The organism is Amycolatopsis sp. NPDC034160 (assembly GCF_055575355.1).
In genome coordinates, this window is the sequence record NZ_JBVISU010000006.1 from 151301 (window position 1) to 168948 (window position 17648).

Consider the following 17648-nt stretch of genomic DNA (forward strand, 5'->3'; position numbering starts at 1 on the left):
GTGGAGAAGCTTGAGCGGGCGAGCCGTCGCGACGGTCGTTCTGTGCGGTGCCGCTTTCGCGGTACTGGCGGCGTGTTCGGACACCCCGGCACCCGCGCCGGCGACGAAGACCGTCACGGTCCCGCCGACGACGAGTTTCTCGTCGGGCGCACAGTCCACCGGCGGCACGTCGGGTGGTTCGCCCGCCTCCCGCACCGCGAGCCGGGTCTTCGATCCGAGGACCATGCAGGCGGACGTGCGGAAGATCCTCACCGAGACCTACCAAGTGCGCGACGTCGGCGAAGTGCTCTGCCCGCCCAACCAGACCGTCAAGGACGGCAGCTCGTTCAACTGCACGGTCCAGGTCGGCGGGAAGGGCAAGACCGTCTCGATCACCGTCACCGGCGACGACGGCCGCTACGAAGTCGGCGCTCCCAGCTGAAAACCGGTTGGGTTGGCCATGACGGGACGGCAGGATCTCTTGGCATGAGCGAATTCCACGTACGTGCCGTGGCCGAAGGTGAACAGCGGGCCTGTCTCGAACTGCTCGTACAGGCCTTGCACGGCAAGCCGATCTCGGACGAAGTCTGGGCCAAGATGGCCGCGACCTGGCCCGCGGCTGGGAAGTTCGCCGCTTTCGACGACCGCGAAACCCTGGTGGGGATCGCCAGTTCCTTCGACACCGAACTGACCGTCCCAGGTGGACGGAAGCTCGCCACCGCGGCCGTCGACGGCGTCGGCGTCCGCGCGGACTGGACCCGCCGCGGCGTCCTCACCTCGATGATGGCCGCACAGCTGGAGGACATCGCCGCGCGCGGTGTCCCGCTGGCGGCGTTGCACGCGTCGGAAGGCGTGATCTACGGCCGCTTCGGTTACGGCGCGGCCACCTATGGGAAAGGCGTCGTCGTCGAACGCCTCCGAGCCCGGCTTCGTGACGGCGTGGGGCGCGACGGCGTGGTCAGGTTCGTCACCCCGGCCGAGGCGGTCGAACGCGTTCCGGCGCTGTACCGGCGATTCGCGGGCGATCGGCCGGGCTTCGTCGCCCGACCGGACCTGTGGTGGCCAGGCTTCTTCGACCGGGCCGTCACCGGGGACGAAGGCTGTCGCGTCGCGATCCACAGTGGACCCGATGGCGATGATGGTTTCGTGGTCTACCAAAGCGTCGACGTACGTGACCGTCAGGTACCGGACCGTGGAGCGCTGCTGCAGATCCGTGAACTCCACGCCGCCACACCGCGGGCGTGGGCGGGACTGTGGCGTTTCCTGCTGTCGGTCGACCTGGTGTCGGCGGTCGAAGGCCGTGGGCGCCCGATGGACGAGCCGATCGCCGAATTGCTCACCGATCCGCGGGCGGTGACCACCACCGAGGTGATCGACGACCTGTGGGTGCGGCTCATCGACGTGCTCGCCGCGCTCGAGGCGCGCACGTACGGCCCGGCCGAACCCGTGGTGCTGGAGGTGGTCGACAGGCAGCTTCCGGACAACAACGGCCGCTACGTCGTCGGCCGGAGCGGCGTGCACCGCACCACCGCCGAGCCGGACCTGCGGCTGGACGTCGACACCTTGGCGTCGCTGTACCTGGGCCATGGCTTCTTCAGTGACCAGGTGCTCGCCGGCCGCGTCGAGGTGCTCGACGAGGCGGCGGTCGCGCGTGCCGAGGCGCTGTTCCACACCACGCGGGCGCCGTGGTGCGGTACGCACTTCTAGGCCGGGTTGCGCCGGGGCTTGATCCGCACCTGCGGCAGCGTGGGTGCGGGCAGCCACGCTGTCGTGCCCTGGTAACCATCCACCCGGCCGAAGCGGTCCGACTGGGCCTGCCAAGCCTCGCGGTATTCGGCGATCTCCTCGTGGCTCCGGCCCACGAAGTTCCACCACATCACCAGTTCCTCGGTGAACGGGGTCCCGCCGAGGAGCAGCACCCTGGCCGGCTCGGTGCCCGGGTTGGCCAGCGTCAGCCGTTCGGCTCCGGGCGCGAGGTAGGCGAGTTCTCCGGTGTCCAGCGCCGTCCCGGCGACGGTGACGGAGCCGATGTCCTGCAGGACACCGTGTTCGTAAGCCGGGTCGACGCCGAGGGGCAAGGTCGCCCCGGGCTCCACCGTCAGTTCGGCGCCCAGCAGGGGAGTGAACGCCGGGACCGGTGAAGTGGTTCCGGCGAGGCTGCCGAGGAACACTCGTGCGGTGGCGCCGGGCAACCGGAGCACCGGCGGGGCGTAGTGCCGGAAATCCCGTGCGGTGTCGCGATGCTCGTCCGGCAGCGCGATCCACAACTGGACACCGTGCAGGGTCGAAGTGTCCGGAGTGGACACTTCCGAGTGCGCGATGCCGTGTCCGCCGGTCATCAGGTTGAGCTCGCCGGGCCGGACCACGGCACGGGTGCCGATGCTGTCCCGGTGCTCGATCTCACCGCTGAACAGCCAGCTCGCGGTCTGCAATCCGGTGTGCGGATGCGGTGCGACGTCCATACCGCCGGACTCCGACACGTCCTGCGGTCCGTAGTGGTCGGCGAAACACCAGGCGCCGATCAGGGACCGCTGTCGTTGGGGAAGCGTCCGGCGGACGCGGATCGCGCGCGGCCCGCCGAGCGGGACCTCACGCGGGGTCAGCACGGTGACGCCGTCGCCGGGTCGGTCCCGGCACAGCAGTTCGGCCGGGTCGGTCTCGGTGTTGCTCACGACTTGGGGAGCGCGGCCAGCAGACGCTCCACCGAACGGCCGAGATTCCAGCGTTCCGCCAGTTCCGCGACCTTGTCCGGATCGGCGGGCTCGGACGGCACCAGATCCGGCCGGGACTGCTCGATCGGTGCGTCCGCCGCGACCCGGACCACGGTCGGTGCGACCGCGAGATAGTCGGCGGCGTCGGTCAGCCGCAACCGCGTCTTGAGCGGCACCCGGGAGTCACCGGCGGTCGACGCGTCCAGCAGCGCCTGCAGTGAGCCGAACTGCGTGATCAGTTTCGCCGCGGTCTTCTCCCCGATCCCGGCCACCCCGGGTAGCCCGTCGGAGGGATCTCCCCGGAGCGCGGCCATGTCCGCGTACGCGGCGCCGGCGTGCTCCACCGGGACGCCGTACTTCTCGGCGATCTCGGCCGGGCCGAGGATCTCGGCCTTGTTCCAGCCCTTGCCGACGTAGATGACCACCGTGGGCGTCGGCTCGTGGCGCACCAGCTGGAACAGGTCGCGATCCCCGGTGATGACCTCGACCGGCGACTTCTTCTCGTGGGTCGCGAGCGCGCCGATGACGTCGTCCGCCTCATATCCGGCCGCCTCGGCGGTCGCGAGCCCGAAGGCCTCGAGGAGTTCCAGGATGATCGGCACCTGCGGGGTGAGGGTGTCCGGCACCTCTTCGACGTCGCCGCCCTCCGGAACCTCTTCGGCCACCCGGTGCGCCTTGTAGCTGGGCAGCAGGTCGGTGCGGAACTTCGGCCGCCAGTCCGCGTCCAGGCAGGCCACGAGCCGGGCGGGGCGCCGGTCGGTGAGGATCCTGGCGACGGTGTCGGTGAACCCGCGCACGGCGTTGACCGGCGTCCCGTCCGGGGCGGTCATCGACTCGGGCAGGGCGTAGAACGAGCGGAAGTAGAGGCTCGCGGAATCGAGGAGGGCGAGGGGTCCGGTCACCCGGACAGCCTGCCACGTCCCGGTCCGAAAGTCCGTGAAGGACCCGACCCCCAGCCGAGTCCTTCACGGAAGCCGGTCAGGCGGCGTAGGGCCGCACCCGGCGCGCGTCACGCAGGGCGTTGGCCCACCAGCCCAGCTGGTTCAGCAGCGTGGCCGCCGCGAGGTCGACGTCTTCGGCGGCGTGGGGTTCGCCGTCGGGCCCGAAGCAGTTCCAGGCGTAGGGAAAGCTCACGGTCTCGCGGATCGTGGCGGCGTGCAGTTCGGCGAGGACCGGGCGCAGGTGCTCGACCGCGCGCAGACCGCCGGAGATCCCGCCGTAGGACACGAAGGCGACCGGCTTCCCGTGCCATTCGGGGCCGGTGGCGTCGAGGGCGGTCTTGAGCGGGCCAGGGTAGCTGTGGTTGTACTCGGGGACGATCAGCACGACGGCGTCCGCGGCGGCGACGCCGGGGGAGAGTCCTTCAGGGGTTTCGGCCAAATCGATGACGGACAGGTTGACGTCTTCGCGCTGTTTCGCGCGGTCGAGGAACCAGTTCGCGACTACGGGGCCGAAGCGGCCCTCGCGGACGCTGCTGATCACGACGGCGAGCTGGTAAGGCGTGTTCGTTGTCATGCGACCGACCGTAAAACCTGAAGTTAGGTTGAGGTCAACCTCGAGCGCGACCGGCTGGTGAGCCAAGAGGCCGGGACCGACTAGGCTCGCCACCATGTCGCGCCGTTCCCTTCACAACCCAGCCCCCGACACCGCCGGCCTTCGCGCCCGCCTCGACCGGGCCCGCGCCGCCGCGGCCGCGGCCGGCACCGACGCCCTGCTGATCGCGCCCGGCTCGGACCTGCGCTACCTCATCGGGCAGGCGGGTGGCTCGTTCGAGCGGCTGACCACGCTGGTGATCCCGGCCGACGGCGTCCCGGCGCTGGTGCTGCCGAAGCTCGAAGCGCCCGGCTACGCCGACGTCCCCGCCGACGAACTGGGCATCGAGGTCGTCACCTGGGTCGACGGGGACAACGCCTACGAACTGGTCGCCGACCGGCTCGGCAAGCCGGGCCAGGTCGCGGTCAGCGACTTCACCCCGGCCCTGCACGTGCTCGCGTTCCGCGGCGCGCTCGGCGAGGCCGAGCAGACGCTGGCCGGGCCGATCGTGCGCGAACTGCGGATGCGCAAGGACGCGACCGAGATCCAGGCGCTGCGCGACGCGGGCGCGGCCATCGACCGGGTCCACGCCCGCGTCCACGAGTGGCTGCGGCCGGGCCGCACCGAGGCCGAGGTCGGTGCGGACATCACCGCCGCGATCGTCGAAGAGGGCCACACGCACGCGGACTTCGTGATCGTCGGCTCCGGCCCGAACGGGGCCAGCCCCCACCATGACGTCTCCGAGCGGGTCATCGAGCGCGGCGACGTCGTCGTGGTCGACATCGGCGGCCCGATCGCCGAGGGCTACAACTCCGATTCCACCCGCACCTACGCGGTCGGCGAGCCGCGCGACGCCGACGTCGCCGAGACCTACGCGGTCCTGCAGCGGGCTCAGCGCGCCGCGGTCGAGGCCGTCCGTCCCGGCGTCACCGCCGAGTCGATCGACGCCGCCGCGCGCGACATCATCGCCGACGCGGGCTTCGGCGAGTACTTCATCCACCGCACCGGCCACGGCATCGGTCTCGACGTGCACGAAGAGCCCTACATCATCAAGGGCAACACACTGCCGCTCGAGCCGGGCATGGCCTTCAGCGTCGAGCCCGGCATCTACCAGCCGGGCCGCTGGGGCGCCCGGATCGAGGACATCGTCGTGGTCACCGAGGACGGCGTCGAGTCGGTCAACCAGCGTCCGCACGACCTGATCGTGCTCGACGCATGACCGGTTCTCTGGAGCCGCTGGACCAGGCCATCGTGCAGGAGCTGGCGGCGGACGGACGACGCAGTTTCACCGATCTCGCCGAGCGGGTCGGTCTTTCGGTGTCGGCGGTGCACCAGCGGGTGCGGCGGCTGGAGCAGCGCGGCGTGATCCTCGGATACACCGCGCGCCTCGACGGCGAGCAGATCGGCCTTCCGCTCACCGCGCTGATCTCGTTGACGCCGAACGACCCCGCCGCCCCGGACGACTATCCGCAGCGACTCGAGCACATCAAGGAGATCGAGTCCTGCTACTCGGTCGCCGGCGACGAGTCGTACATCCTCCTGGTCCGGGTGGCCTCGCCGCTCGGCCTGGAGGATCTGCTCCGCCGCATCCGCGAGGCCGCCAAGGTCTCGACGCGGACCACGGTGGTGCTTTCGACGCCGTTCGAAGGACGCTCGCCGACCTTATGACCGGCCCTTTCTCGGAAAAAGGGTGGGCTTGCGCGGCGCTGGTACGATAAAAGGTATGGCAACACGTAAGGTCACACTCTCACTCGACAGTGGTGCGCTCGAGTTCGCCGAGCGGGCCGCCAAGGCACACGGGATCTCGGTCTCGTCGTGGTTGTCCAAGGCGGCTCGAAGGGAAGCCGTCCGCACCGGATACACCCCGCAGCGCACTCCGGTCGAACCGTCCGCCGAGTCGGACGAGGCCGAGCTGACCGCCGCGGAGAAGGATCTGCGTGCACAGGGGTGAAGTCTGGACGTACCACCCCCCGACCGAACCGGCACGGCAGCGCACCGTCGTGCTGCTGTCCTCGGACGGGGTGAACGAATCCGAGCGGCCGTGGCTGCTCGGCACCGAACTGCTGGACCGTGATCCACAGGACATCCTCGGTGTCGCCGTCGACGCGCGGTATTGGGTTTCCACGTTGAACCTCACGCGCCTGTACCGGCCGTGGTTCGACGAGAAGATCGCGGAGATCGACCAAGAGGTCCAGGAGCGCATCGACATCGCGTTGCGCGCCGCACTCGACCTCTAGCGGGCGATCACTTCGGGCGCGGCGTGCAGTTTGCCGTCGGGCCCGGAGAGACAGGACGCGTTGCCGCCGCGTGCGGCGAGGAACTCGTTGAGGCAGTTCGCGATCTGAGCGTGCCCGTTCGCGTTGGGGTGGAACGACTCCTGCAGCGCGTGGCTCGCACGGTCCACTTGGCCGAGGTCGCGCAGTTGCAGCGTCAGCCTGCTGAACCATTCGTTCGCCGGGTCGCTGCTGCACGCCTCACGGCCCGCGCCCGCCCGCGAAAGGTCGAGGAACCGCGCGCTGGTCGCCCGCGATGCCTGCTTGAGCCCGTCTGCCAGGACGGAGACACCGTCGCGGCGCATCCAGTCCAGATCCTCGGTGCGGAACGGGCAGCCGTTGAGGCTGCGGAGCGCTTCCGGGATCTGCGGGCCGACCGGTGATGCGTAGGACATCAGCACGAGCTGGTAGTCCGCCGGGATGTAGCCGGCCTGTGCCAGCACCTTCTTGACGTCGGCGACGGCATTGGTCACCTTCGGCACCATGGCGTCCACTTTGGACTTCCAGGTGGTGCGGAGTGCCGCACTGCACGGCGGATTCTGCGGGGAGAACCACGCCTTGAAGCATTCGTTGACCTGAGCGGAGAACTTCGGCTCGTCGTTCGCGCCGATCGCGATCACCACCGCGGCGACCCGATGGTCCTTGATCAGGTTCGCGAGCTGCTGGGCCTGCGACGGTTCGGTCCACTGCTTGGCCTCGCCGAGGGCGACCTGCTCGGAAGGCGCTCCGGAACAGCCGAGGTTCACGCGCGCGGTGACGTCGGGGATCTTGATCTGCTCGACGAAGGCGTTGGGGGAGCGGTGGCACCAGTTGCCGCCCTGTCCGTTGGTCGTGGGCGTGTAGTCGCCCGCACCCTCCCCGGAAACGGTGCTGTCGCCGATGGAGACGACCGTCAACGGCCCCGTGCCCGGCGGCCCTTGGCGAGGGGACGGTTGCCCCGGGCGGCTTTCCGACCCGAAGAAGGCAAAGAAACCAACGAGGACCACCACGAACGTGAGCGCGAGAGCACCCCACCACCACCGGAAACGTCGCATCGTCACCGAAGTCTACGGACACCCGGTCCGAACGGGTGAGCAAGCCGGGTGTGACGATCACAATGCCGGGTCAGCCGGCCTCCGTCAGATCCGTTCGCGCCGCCAGGTCCGACACGATGTCGAGCACGCCGGGCAAGGCGGGTTTGTCGTTGTCCGGGGTCCAGGCCACCACCGTGCGGGCGGTGTCGCCCGTCAGCGGCACGAACACCACGCCGCTCCGGCGCAGGCTGTGCGACGACCGAGCCAACCTGGTCACGCCGACGCCCGCGGCGACCAGGCCGAGCAGCCCCTGGACGGTCGCCGCCCGCTGTACCACGCGCGGGGTGAACCCGGCCGCCGCGAATTCGCTGTCGTAGCGGCGATGCCACGGCTCCCACGAACCGCGGGGTGTGAGCACCCACGGCTCGTCCGCCAGATCCGCGAGCTTCACTTCGCGGGAGCCCGCCAGCCGATGCCCCTCGGGCAGCACGGCGCAGACCTCCTCGATGATCAACGTGCGGGTCTCGAAGCCGTCGATCAACGGTGGCCGGGTGAAGATCAGGTCGTAGCGGCCCCGGGTCAACCCGTCGACGAGCGCCGCGATCTGGGTGTCGTCCGTGGTGAGGGTCAGGTCAGGGAGCCGGTCGCGGACCGCGCGTACCACCGGCGGGAGGAGGTAGTTCGCCGTGGTGGTCAGGAAACCGAGGTGGAGCGTGCCGATTTCGCCGCGCACCGCGCGATCCAGCACCGACAGCGCCTCGTCGTTGCGCGCCAATACCGCACGCGCCTCGGGAAGGAACAGTGAGCCGACTTCGGTGAGCCGGGTGCCGCGGCTGTCGCGCTGCAGGAGGGTCGCGCCGAGAAGCCGCTCCAGGACGCTGATCTGCTGGGAAAGCGACTGCTGGGCGATATGCAGGCGGCGTGCCGCGCCGGTGAAGCTCGCTTCTTCGGCGACGGCGACGAAGTACCGCAACTGCCGCAACTCAGGGGTCACAGGCTCAGACTGTAGCCGCACCAGGAAGCCGGTGTTGGCGGGCCGAACGCGATCTTCGCACCATGGAGGACGGAAGCACCCCTGAGCCTCAGGGGCATGGACGAAGACGAAGGAAGACCCGAATGACACAGGAAACCGCGGGCCGCGTCTGGCTGATCACCGGTTGCTCGGCCGGGTTCGGCAGGCACCTCGTCCTGGCCGCCCTCGACGCGGGTGACCGCGTGATGGCCACCGCGCGCCGCCCGGAAACCCTGGCCGAACTGGAAGAACTCGGACAGGGCCGGGTGCGCACGGCCGCGCTCGACGTCACCGACTCCGCGCAGATCGAGGCGGCGGTGAGCGCCACCCTGGCCGCGTTCGGCCGGATCGACGTCGTGGTGAACAACGCCGGGCACGGATCGGTCGGGGCGGTCGAAGAACTGACGATGGCCGAGCTGCGCTCGCTGATGGACGTGATGTTCTTCGGCGCCGTCGAGGTCACGAAAGCCGTGCTTCCACACCTGCGTGCGCAGGGCAGCGGTGCCATCGTGCAGATGAGTTCGATGGGCGGGCAGCAGAGCCCGCCCGGGTTCGGTGCCTATTGCTCGGCGAAGTTCGCGCTGGAGGCGATGTCGGAATCCTTGGCCGCCGAGGTCGCACCATTCGGCGTCAAGGTGCTGATCGTGGAACCCGGCGCATTCCGCACCGAGTTCGGCGGCGCCCGGCTGCAGCGGTCGCGGGTGATCGAGGCCTACCGCGAATCGACCGGCGCGATCCGGGATTTCGTCGAGGGGATGGACGGCTCACAGCCCGGCGACCCTGCGAAGGCCGCCGCCGCGATCGTGAAGGTGCTCGAAAGCGACAACTCGCCGCTGCGGCTCGCGCTCGGCGACGACGCTGTCGACGGGCTGCGGGCCACACATGAAGCGAAGGCGGCGGAGTTGGCGGCTTGGGAGGACGTGAGCCGGTCTACGGCGTTCTGAGCGAGTCCACCCAGCGCTGGATCGCTGTGTCGAGCAACCACTGCGCGGGCGTCAGCGTTCGCAGGGACGCGGCGAAATCCGTCCGTTCGTCCCGCGCGACCGCCTTCGCCTGCCACTTCCGGGATTCATCTGCCGTCGAGCCACCCGCAAACGTAGTAGTTCGTGTCCTCGCTCCGCTCGACGTACCAGGAGTAGACGATGTCACCCGCCAGCCTGCCGGTCCGCGCGTTCCGCTGGGTGACCTTGGCCTGCACGGTCACGAACTCCATTCCTGGCGGGACGGAGTACGGCAGCATCTCCCAGCGCTCGACATAGTGCCCGTTCAGTTCGAAGCCCAGCAGCCCTTCGCGCAGACGCGGGCAGGTGCCGCTCCGCAACGCGGTCATGTCGTGGTTGGCCAGACCGTTCATGTAGACCTGGAACACCCGGTCGATCGCCGCGGGTTCGAGGCCCGGCGCGGACGACGAGGTCGGCGCGGGAGGCGTCACGGTCAGGGTTTTGGTCTCGACCGGGGGAGCGGTGTACGACGTGGATGTCGCGGACGGTTCGTCGGAGCTCGGTACCGGAAGGGCGCCTCGGCACGCCGACACTGCCGTGCCGAGGCCGATCAGGAACACGCCCACCCGGACGCGCGAAGTCAGAGGTCTCACGCCGCCGACGCTAAGCGGGCTTCATGAAATTCGGATGACGCGTGCGGGCAGATGCTTGTGGTTGCGGTGATCGCGCCCGCGGGTGGGTCGTGAGTGGCGTTTCGTGTTCTAACCCGAATCGCCACTCACGACCCGCCGAGAACCCGCGAATGTAGCCGGGGGCAGCTGGCGGAAGGCAGGACTTATCCTCTCCTGCGGGGTCGGTCTATTGAGGGGTGAGCAAAGGTGGTGTGTCGCGAAAGCGGCTTCGGGGCGTGTGGTGTCCCGCGAGTGGCAGGGACGGACCCGTGACGATGGTGGAATCGGCACGTTGAAGCCATGGCACCTCTCGCGATCGGTGCGTCGGTCTATGTCCTGAGGTGCATGGTGTTGCGTCTCGGGGTCCCGGTGGGGTCGAGGTAGGTGGGTGGGGTGAATTCGGGTAGTCCGTCTTGGGCGATTTGGACTTTCCATTGGCTGTGGTGGATCAGCCGGTGGTGTTTGGTGCACAGCAGGACGAGATTGTCGATCTTCGTCTCACCATGATGTCGCCAGAAAACAATGTGGTGTGCGGTGCAGCGCGGCACCGGCATATCGCAGCCGGGAAACGCGCAGCCGCCATCGCGGATGGTCAAGGCGTACTTCTGGGCCAACGACACTGTCCGTTTGGATCGGCCGATGTCCAACGGTTCACCAGCAGTACCGAGAACACCAGGCCGAACGCGGGCGTCACAGGCCAAGATCCGCGCGTCGGTGGCATTGATCGGCCCGACCAGATCCAGGTGCGCCTCGCCGAGATCGCTGATCAGGTCCTCATACGACATGGTGATCAGGATGTGGGTGGCTTCCCCGGCCTGTCCGGGGAGGTTCCGGCTGGTGGTCTTCAACCGCACGTAGTCGGTGAAGGCATCCCCGTAGCGTTCGTCTGGGGTACGAGAGTCGCGGACCCCGTCGATGGCTTTGTGGGGTTTCGCCATCGGGTCGAGGTCGGACTTCAACCGCGCATACGTCTCCAGATCGAGGGTGGCTGTGAGGCAGAGGGTGCCGTCACGGTGTGTGACGAACCGCAACTCCGGCCGCACGTCTTTCGGGTCCTCGTTGCGCGGCTCTTTCCCATCAGGGTCCAGCTTGTCCAGGAGTCGTCGCCCGGCGCGGGCGATCTGCCGAGGCCCGGCCCGGCGAGCCAGCTCGACGAGGATTTTCTCCCCGCCTCGTACGTCTTCTTCCGGGACGGTGGAGGGGATGCGGGCGAGGGTGCGGATGATCGCGTCGATCTGACTGCCGCCGATCGCGCCCTCCGCGGCGGCTTCGGCGGTCAAGGGCGCCAGCGGTGGCACGACCTCGCCACCCACCACCACCCCGGAATGCAACGCCAGCACCCGGTCAGCACGGACGCCAGCTTCCTTCTCCGTGACATGAAAGTCTTCGAAAATCAGCGCCGACAACGTCGAATGACCGGAACATCCACGGACACCCCGGTTATTGATTTCCGCCAGGATCGCGTACTGCTCCGCATTCAATTGCCGCTTCAGAACCTCGATTTCCTGTTTGCGGGCGTGCAGCGTCGCAGTATCGGCACGCCACCACTCGGAGCGCACTTGAGGACTGTTTTCGCTGGCCACAACCTCAAGAATACCGAATACCGAACACATGTGCTAGCCCGATTTGCGTAGCGATCAGCCGCCGCTCATTTCACCCGATAGAGGTCAAGCTGCGGCCAAACAACTGCGCGGAGCAACAAACTTATAGGACGCGTAGGCGCCTTCGCTGCGAGGCTTTCCGTGGGGCGCGCTAAGGCGGTCGTGAGTGGCGTTTCGTGTTCTAACCCGAATCGCCACTCACGACCGCCGCCCAACACCGTCCCGCGTCAGCAGTTCTCCAGGAAGTGCCGCAGCACCCGCGTGCCGAACCGCAACCCCTCGACCGGGACACGCTCGTCGACCCCATGAGCCATCGCGCGGTACGGAAAACCTTCCGGCAGCCACAAAGGCGCGAAGCCGTAGCAGTCGATCCCGAGTGGGCTGAACGCCTTCGCGTCCGTTCCGCCGCCCATGCAGTAAGGGACTACGACCGCTTCGGGGTCCTCCGACCGCAGTGCGGCCGCCATGGCGTCGAACCACGGCGAATCCACCGGGGCCTGCACCGGTGGCTGGTGCGCGACGAACTCACGGGTGACGCCCTCGCCGAGCATCGCGTCGATCTCGGCGAACAGGGCGGGTTCCGCACCGGGCAGTACGCGGATGTCCACCTGCGCCTCGGCCGAACTCGGGATCACGTTCACCTTGTAGCCGGCGTCGAGCATGGTCGGGGTCGTGCTGTTGCGGACGGTCGGCACCACCAGCGCCCCGGCGGGGCCCAGCCGCGCGATCGTTCCGTCCACATCGGACAGATCGACCGGGACGCCGAGCGCCTCCCCGGTGCGTTCCAGGAACGCTTGCACCGTCGGGGTGAGCTGGACCGGCCAGCGGTGCGCGGCGATTTTGCCGAGCGCGGTGATCAAGCGGGTGACCGCGTTCTCGTCGTTGGGGCGCGATCCGTGCCCTGCCCGTCCCTTGGCGGTCAGCCGCAGGTGCGCGGTGCCGCGTTCGGCCGTGGCCACCGGATAGAGTCGCACGGTCCGGCCGTCGGCGGCGGGGACGTGGTAGGTGTAGGCGCCGGACTCGCTGATCGCGGCCGCGCAGCCGTCGAACAGGTACCGGTGCGTCGCGGCGAGCCAGTGCGCGCCGTACTCGCCCTTGTCCTCCTCGTCGGCGACGAACGCCAGGACGAGGTCTCGGCGCGGGCGCGCACCGGTGGCGAGGGCGGCGAGCACCATCGCGCAGAAGTCCTTCATGTCGACCGCGCCGCGGCCCCAGAGGAATCCGTCGCGCACTTCGCCCGAGAACGGGTCCACCGACCAGTCGGCGGCGTCGGCCGGGACGACGTCGAGATGCCCTTGTACGAGCAGCGCGGGCAGGTTCGGGTCGGTGCCCGGGACCCGGGCGATCACGTTCGCGCGCCGGGGCGCGGACTCGATGATCTTCGAGCCGATCCCGATCCCTGACAGCAGCGACGCGACGTACTCGGCCGCTTCCCGCTCGCCCTCGGAGTCCCCGCTACCGCGGTTCGTGGTGTCGAACCGGATCAACCGCGAACAAACCTCGACAACATCCAGCTCAGCCATAGATACCCTGCACCGCTCCGGCCGCGATCGCCGTGACGATCTTGAACGCCTTCATCGCTTCTGTCATGTCCGGCGCGTCGAAGCCGACTCGCCGGACGCCGATCTGTTCCACCGTCGGGATCACCGCCGCGGCCTGCGCGAGATGACTCGCGTCGAACTCGACCTCGATCCGGTGGCCAGTGGTGTACCGCTCGACCCTGCCCGCCCGGTTCATCGAGTCCGTCGCGGCCGAGGTCAGCAGCTCCGCGGTCCTCGCGGGCGGGAGACAGATCGCGGCGTAGCGGCTGACGCACTCCTTCACCCTGACCAGTTCCGCCTCGGGCGCGTAGTCCTGGGCGTCGTCGCAGGCCTTGTCGTCACCGGAGACGACCAGCACCGGGACGCCGTACTCGGCCGCCATCGCGGCGTTGAGCCTGCCTTCGCTGGCGGGGACGTCGTCGAGCCACACACCGGTAATCTGGTTCTCTAAGTAGGTGTGGGAGAGGACGCCGTCGAAGCCGGCGCCGGCGTGATAGCCGAGGAAGACGACCCCGTCCACGCCGGTGTCGATCCCTTGCATCATCGAGAGCGGCTTGTGCCTGCCGGTGAGCATGCGCGCCCGGCCGTCGAGGTCTTCGAGCAGAAGATTCCGCTGGGACGAATGCGCCTCGTTGACCAGTACGTCGGTGGCGCCCGCGTCGAACAGGCCGGCGATGGTCGCGTTGACGTCACCGGTGAACAGGCGCCGGAAACGTTGCCACTGTTCGGTTCCGGGGATGACGTCCTCGGTCCAGGTGACGCCGGTGGCGCCCTCCATGTCCGCCGAGATCATGATGCGCATGCCGGGCACCCTAGCCGAGGCGCTTTGCCTTCGCCGCCGGGATCAGGGCCAGGAACCGGAACGCGAATAGACCGCCCACGCACGCTCCCAGGCCGCGGCCCGGTGCCGGTCCAGTATCAGCCGCAGGACCCGGTGGAGGAGGACGAGCGTGGCGACCACCGCGAACCAGAGCCAGAGGCCGACGAGCACGGAATCGAACACGGCCGTGGACGCGGTCTTCGGGGCGGAGGTGAGGGCACCGCGGGCGTCGATCCAGATCGGCACCGGCGATCCGGCGGGGCTGCCGGGTGTGGCGAGGACGCCGCCGGTGTGCCGGACCCCTCGCGAGTCGGTCCAGGCGGCCTCGGTGGTGGCGTCGACGGTCCCGACGCTCTCGCTGTCGACGATGCGGACGGGCGCGGCTTTCAGCAGGTACGCCGTGGTGGCCTGGCGGCCGGTCGCGGCGGCGGCGGCCTCGGCCACCTGTCGGTCGTGATTGGCCGAGCCGACGGCGGCCGCGACGGGGATGGCGAGGACCGAGGCGAGGATGATGAGCTTCAGGAGCAGGGCTTCGACGCGGTCCGAGACACGTGCGAGCGAGTTGTGGCCGGGAAAGAGCCGCCGCCGGAACCGGGCGATCGGACCGCTTGACCCGTGCACGAGCAACCCCATTTCCTCCAGGACACGGAAACCCTCCGTGGCCGATTGTCGGTCACCGGCGCATCGTTGTCGCGGTATCGGGACACAGACCACTCTGTGAAGCGATGCACAGCCATTATTCGTTTTGCCCGTCCGCGCTCCCCGGCTACCGTCGTGGCCATGGGAACTTTGTCCTTCCTGTGATTCTCGCCTTCGACGCGGCCCTGGCGTAGAGCCTTCGCTCCGCCGGGCCGCGTCCTTCCGCGCGCTCTTCTTCCTTCCGAGAATCCAGGAGGACGCCCTTATGCGTACCCCGTGTCAAAATCCCGGAACACAACTCGTGCTCTCCGGTGTCACCAAACGTTTCGACGACCACGTCGTGCTGGACCAGGTCGGCTTCACCGTCAAACCGGGGGAGAAGGCCGGTGTCATCGGCGACAACGGCTCCGGTAAATCCACGTTGCTGAGGCTGATCGCCGGCCGCGAGAAGGCGGGCAACGGCACGGTGACCGTCTCCGCCCCAGGTGGGATCGGCTATCTCCCGCAGACGCTGGAGCTGCCCGACACCGCCACGGTAGGAGAGGCGATCGACCTCGCGCTGGCCGACATCCGGGAGCTCGAATCCCGGCTGCGGGCGGCCGAGGCGTCACTGGAAACCGCTGAAGACCTGGCCGCCTACGGCGATCTCACCGCCGCGTACGAGGCCCGCGGCGGCTATGAAGCCGACGTCAGGGTGGAGGTGGCGCTGCACGGACTCGGACAGCCGGGCCTCGACCGCGGCCGGGCGCTGGGCACGCTGTCCGGCGGGCAGCGGTCCCGGCTGGCGCTGGCCGCCACGCTGGCGGCGGCACCCGAACTGCTGTTGCTGGACGAGCCCACCAACGATCTCGACGACGAAGCCGTCGCCTGGCTGGAGAACCACCTCCGCGGGCATCGCGGCAGACTCGTCGCGATCACCCACGACCGGATGTTCCTCAGCCGCGTCACCACCACGATCCTCGAGGTCGACGCCGACCGCCGGACCGTGCACCGGCACGGTGACGGCTACGCGGGTTATCTCGCGGCGAAGGAGGCGGCGCGGGCAAGGTGGGTCCGGGAATACGAGGAGTGGCGGCTGGAGAAGGCCCGGCACGAGGCGCTGGCGGACGCCAACATCGACCGGTTCTCGGCGATCCCGCGCAAGGCCCCGGCGGCCTTCAGCGGGGCAGGCGCCTTCCGTGCCCGCTCCCGGGCACACGGGGCGATGAGCCGGATCCGGGCGGCCCGCGAGCGGATCCAGCGGCTCGAAGCCGATCCGGTTCCGCGTCCGCCGCGGCCACTGCGGTTCACCGCGCGGATCGCCGCCGGGGAGGTGGAGGCCGGTCGGCCCGTGGTCAGGGTGGAGGACGTGTCGGTGGCAGGCCGGTTGCCGCGGACGTCGCTGTGCGTGCGGCCCGGTGAACGGGTACTCGTGACCGGTCCCAACGGGGCGGGCAAGACCACCCTCATGCGGGTGCTCGCCGGTGAGCTGACGCCGTCGACCGGGTCGGCGGAGCGCGCGGGCCGGATCGGGTTCCTGCGGCAGAACGGCGGCCTCGCGGGTGACGCGCGGACAGTGCTGCAGGTGTTCACGGCGGACGGTGACGAGGAAGAAGCCGCGGAGACGTTGCTGTCACTGGGCCTGTTCCGGGCGCCGGATCTGCGGAAGCCGGTCCGGGACCTGTCGGTCGGGCAGCGGCGCAGGCTGGAGCTGGCACGGCTGGTGACGGCCGGTACCGACCTGCTGCTGCTCGACGAGCCGACCAACCACCTCGCCCCGGATCTGGTGGAGGAGATGGAGCAGGCGCTCGAGCGGTACACCGGCGCTCTCGTCGTCGTCACCCACGACCGGCGGATGCGGCGGACGTTCGAAGGCAGGCGACTCGAGCTGGCCCCCGAATCGGTCGCGGTCTGATGTGGCCGCGGAAGTGTCGCGCATAGTGAGACGGTGAACACCGGGGCGAGCACCCGGCGTAACCTTCCCCGACGCGATGACGTTGGGGGGATGATCGACTTGACCGGCAGCACGGTTCGCCATGCCGTCTACTTGCCACCTTTCGGCCCGTTCGGCGAGCCCGCGGTGCTCGTGGACCTCGCGGTCCGCGCGGAGGCGGCGGGCTGGGACGGCTTCTTTCTGTGGGACCACGTCGTCGCGGACACGATGCCCATCGCTGATCCGTGGACGACGCTCGGCGCGATCGCGCACGCCACCACCACGCTGCGGTTCGGGCCGATGATCACCCCGCCCGCGCGACGCCGTCCGTGGGTGGTCGCGCGGCACGCGTCGACGGTCAGCAGGCTTTCGGGCGGGCGGCTGATCCTCGGCACGGGTCTCGGTTCGGACGAATCCGGCGACTTCAGCCGGTTCGGCGAGCAGACCGACCTGCTGACCCGGTCGGCGATGTTCGACGAAGGCCTCGACGTCATCCGCGCGATCTGGTCCGGCAGGCGGTTCGACCACGACGGTGCGCACTATCAGGTGGCGCTGGCCGAGTCGCCGCCCGAGCCGCATCCGATCCCGATCTGGGTGGCGAGCTCCACCGACAATCCGCGAGTCGTCCGGCGGGCGGCGCTGTGCGACGGGATCTTCCCCAACCCCGAGGACCACACGCCGACGGCCGAAGAGATCGCCGACACCCACCGCGCGCTCGGCATGGCCGGACTGGAACCGGGACGGCCGTTCGACGTCGCGGTCGCCGGCAACGCGAGTCTCGCGTGGGGGGAGCCGATCAAGGTGGACCTTCCCGCGCTGGCGCGGGCCGGGATGACGTGGTGGATGGAATCGCTGATGCACCTCGATCCGCTGGAGCTCTCGCAGAAGATCGTGGACGCCGGCCCGCCACGGTGGTGACCACCCACTGTCCTTAATGGTCCGCCGAGTGTCGCGGGCTCCGTGAACCCTCGGCACGCTGAAACCGTCGGTGGTGAAGTCTTG

Annotated in this window: 19 protein-coding genes; 9 read left to right on the plus strand and 10 right to left on the minus strand. The window is 69.2% G+C overall.

Going from position 1 to position 17648, the window contains the following annotated elements:
* The first annotated feature begins 10 nt into the window (after positions 1-10).
* The gene (locus ACZ54P_RS15800; RefSeq protein ID WP_465462245.1) at positions 11-421 is read left to right on the plus strand and encodes a DUF4333 domain-containing protein; all 411 of its coding nucleotides are present in this window, start codon (positions 11-13) and stop codon (positions 419-421) included.
* Positions 422-465: 44 nt separating this feature from the next.
* Complete coding sequence (locus ACZ54P_RS15805) at positions 466-1686, plus strand: GNAT family N-acetyltransferase (RefSeq protein WP_465462246.1); 1221 nt, start codon at positions 466-468, stop codon at positions 1684-1686.
* On the opposite strand, the gene ACZ54P_RS15810 is transcribed toward ACZ54P_RS15805, so the two are convergent.
* The 3 genes from ACZ54P_RS15810 to ACZ54P_RS15820 form a co-directional block, all read right to left on the minus strand.
* Entirely contained in the window at positions 1683-2651 is a 969-nt protein-coding gene (locus tag ACZ54P_RS15810; RefSeq protein ID WP_465462247.1) for a pirin family protein, read from the minus strand. The genes ACZ54P_RS15805 and ACZ54P_RS15810 overlap by 4 nt on opposite strands.
* Entirely contained in the window at positions 2648-3592 is a 945-nt protein-coding gene (locus ACZ54P_RS15815) for a 5'-3' exonuclease (RefSeq protein WP_465462248.1), read from the minus strand. The genes ACZ54P_RS15810 and ACZ54P_RS15815 overlap by 4 nt, the downstream gene beginning before the upstream one ends.
* Positions 3593-3668: 76 nt before the next feature.
* Positions 3669-4205 (minus strand): NADPH-dependent FMN reductase, encoded by a 537-nt coding sequence (locus tag ACZ54P_RS15820; protein ID WP_465462249.1) that lies wholly within the window; start codon positions 4203-4205, stop codon positions 3669-3671.
* Positions 4206-4299: 94 nt separating this feature from the next.
* Here ACZ54P_RS15820 and ACZ54P_RS15825 point away from each other — a divergent pair, with 94 nt between their 5' ends.
* The 4 genes from ACZ54P_RS15825 to ACZ54P_RS15840 are packed head-to-tail and all read left to right on the plus strand — an operon-like array spanning position 4300 to position 6460.
* Positions 4300-5442, plus strand: coding sequence for a M24 family metallopeptidase (locus ACZ54P_RS15825; protein WP_465462250.1), 1143 nt, complete (start codon positions 4300-4302; stop codon positions 5440-5442).
* A complete protein-coding gene (locus ACZ54P_RS15830) occupies positions 5439-5891 on the plus strand; it encodes an Lrp/AsnC family transcriptional regulator (protein ID WP_061986496.1) in 453 nt (150 codons plus the stop codon). Before ACZ54P_RS15825 ends, ACZ54P_RS15830 begins: the two co-directional genes overlap by 4 nt.
* Positions 5892-5946: 55 nt before the next feature.
* Entirely contained in the window at positions 5947-6174 is a 228-nt protein-coding gene (locus tag ACZ54P_RS15835; RefSeq protein WP_061986494.1) for a hypothetical protein, read from the plus strand.
* Positions 6161-6460 carry a hypothetical protein gene (locus tag ACZ54P_RS15840; protein WP_005150941.1) on the plus strand — a complete coding sequence of 100 codons (300 nt, stop codon included), beginning with the start codon at positions 6161-6163 and terminating at the stop codon, positions 6458-6460. Before ACZ54P_RS15835 ends, ACZ54P_RS15840 begins: the two co-directional genes overlap by 14 nt.
* On the opposite strand, the gene ACZ54P_RS15845 is transcribed toward ACZ54P_RS15840, so the two are convergent.
* Both ACZ54P_RS15845 and ACZ54P_RS15850 read right to left on the minus strand, forming a co-directional pair.
* On the minus strand, positions 6457-7530 hold the full coding sequence (locus ACZ54P_RS15845; RefSeq protein ID WP_465462251.1) for a GDSL-type esterase/lipase family protein: 1074 nt from the start codon (positions 7528-7530) through the stop codon (positions 6457-6459). The genes ACZ54P_RS15840 and ACZ54P_RS15845 overlap by 4 nt on opposite strands.
* A gap of 70 nt (positions 7531-7600) precedes the next feature.
* Complete coding sequence (locus ACZ54P_RS15850) at positions 7601-8503, minus strand: LysR family transcriptional regulator (RefSeq protein WP_465462252.1); 903 nt, start codon at positions 8501-8503, stop codon at positions 7601-7603.
* 122 nt (positions 8504-8625) lie between these two features.
* On the opposite strand from ACZ54P_RS15850, the gene ACZ54P_RS15855 reads away from it, so the two are divergent.
* Positions 8626-9465: an oxidoreductase gene (locus tag ACZ54P_RS15855; protein ID WP_465462253.1), complete on the plus strand. Its 840-nt coding sequence runs from the start codon at positions 8626-8628 to the stop codon at positions 9463-9465.
* A gap of 125 nt (positions 9466-9590) precedes the next feature.
* On the opposite strand, the gene ACZ54P_RS15860 is transcribed toward ACZ54P_RS15855, so the two are convergent.
* The 5 genes from ACZ54P_RS15860 to ACZ54P_RS15880 all read right to left on the minus strand — a co-directional run bounded on the left by ACZ54P_RS15860 (position 9591) and on the right by ACZ54P_RS15880 (position 14716).
* Positions 9591-10115, minus strand: coding sequence for a hypothetical protein (locus tag ACZ54P_RS15860; RefSeq protein WP_465462254.1), 525 nt, complete (start codon positions 10113-10115; stop codon positions 9591-9593).
* Between the two features lie 347 nt (positions 10116-10462).
* On the minus strand, positions 10463-11716 hold the full coding sequence (locus ACZ54P_RS15865; protein ID WP_465462255.1) for an HNH endonuclease signature motif containing protein: 1254 nt from the start codon (positions 11714-11716) through the stop codon (positions 10463-10465).
* Between the two features lie 245 nt (positions 11717-11961).
* Positions 11962-13257 (minus strand): M20/M25/M40 family metallo-hydrolase, encoded by a 1296-nt coding sequence (locus ACZ54P_RS15870; protein ID WP_465462256.1) that lies wholly within the window; start codon positions 13255-13257, stop codon positions 11962-11964.
* Complete coding sequence (locus tag ACZ54P_RS15875) at positions 13250-14077, minus strand: M55 family metallopeptidase (protein ID WP_465462257.1); 828 nt, start codon at positions 14075-14077, stop codon at positions 13250-13252. Before ACZ54P_RS15875 ends, ACZ54P_RS15870 begins: the two co-directional genes overlap by 8 nt.
* A gap of 42 nt (positions 14078-14119) precedes the next feature.
* A complete protein-coding gene (locus ACZ54P_RS15880) occupies positions 14120-14716 on the minus strand; it encodes an Rv1733c family protein (RefSeq protein ID WP_465462258.1) in 597 nt (198 codons plus the stop codon).
* A 283-nt stretch (positions 14717-14999) separates the two neighbouring features.
* Between ACZ54P_RS15880 and abc-f the strand changes: the two genes are divergently transcribed.
* Positions 15000-16628, plus strand: a complete 1629-nt coding sequence (abc-f, locus tag ACZ54P_RS15885) for a ribosomal protection-like ABC-F family protein (protein ID WP_465462259.1) — start codon at positions 15000-15002, stop codon at positions 16626-16628.
* A 90-nt stretch (positions 16629-16718) separates the two neighbouring features.
* Entirely contained in the window at positions 16719-17564 is an 846-nt protein-coding gene (locus ACZ54P_RS15890) for an LLM class flavin-dependent oxidoreductase (protein ID WP_465462260.1), read from the plus strand.
* Positions 17565-17648: the final 84 nt, after the last annotated feature.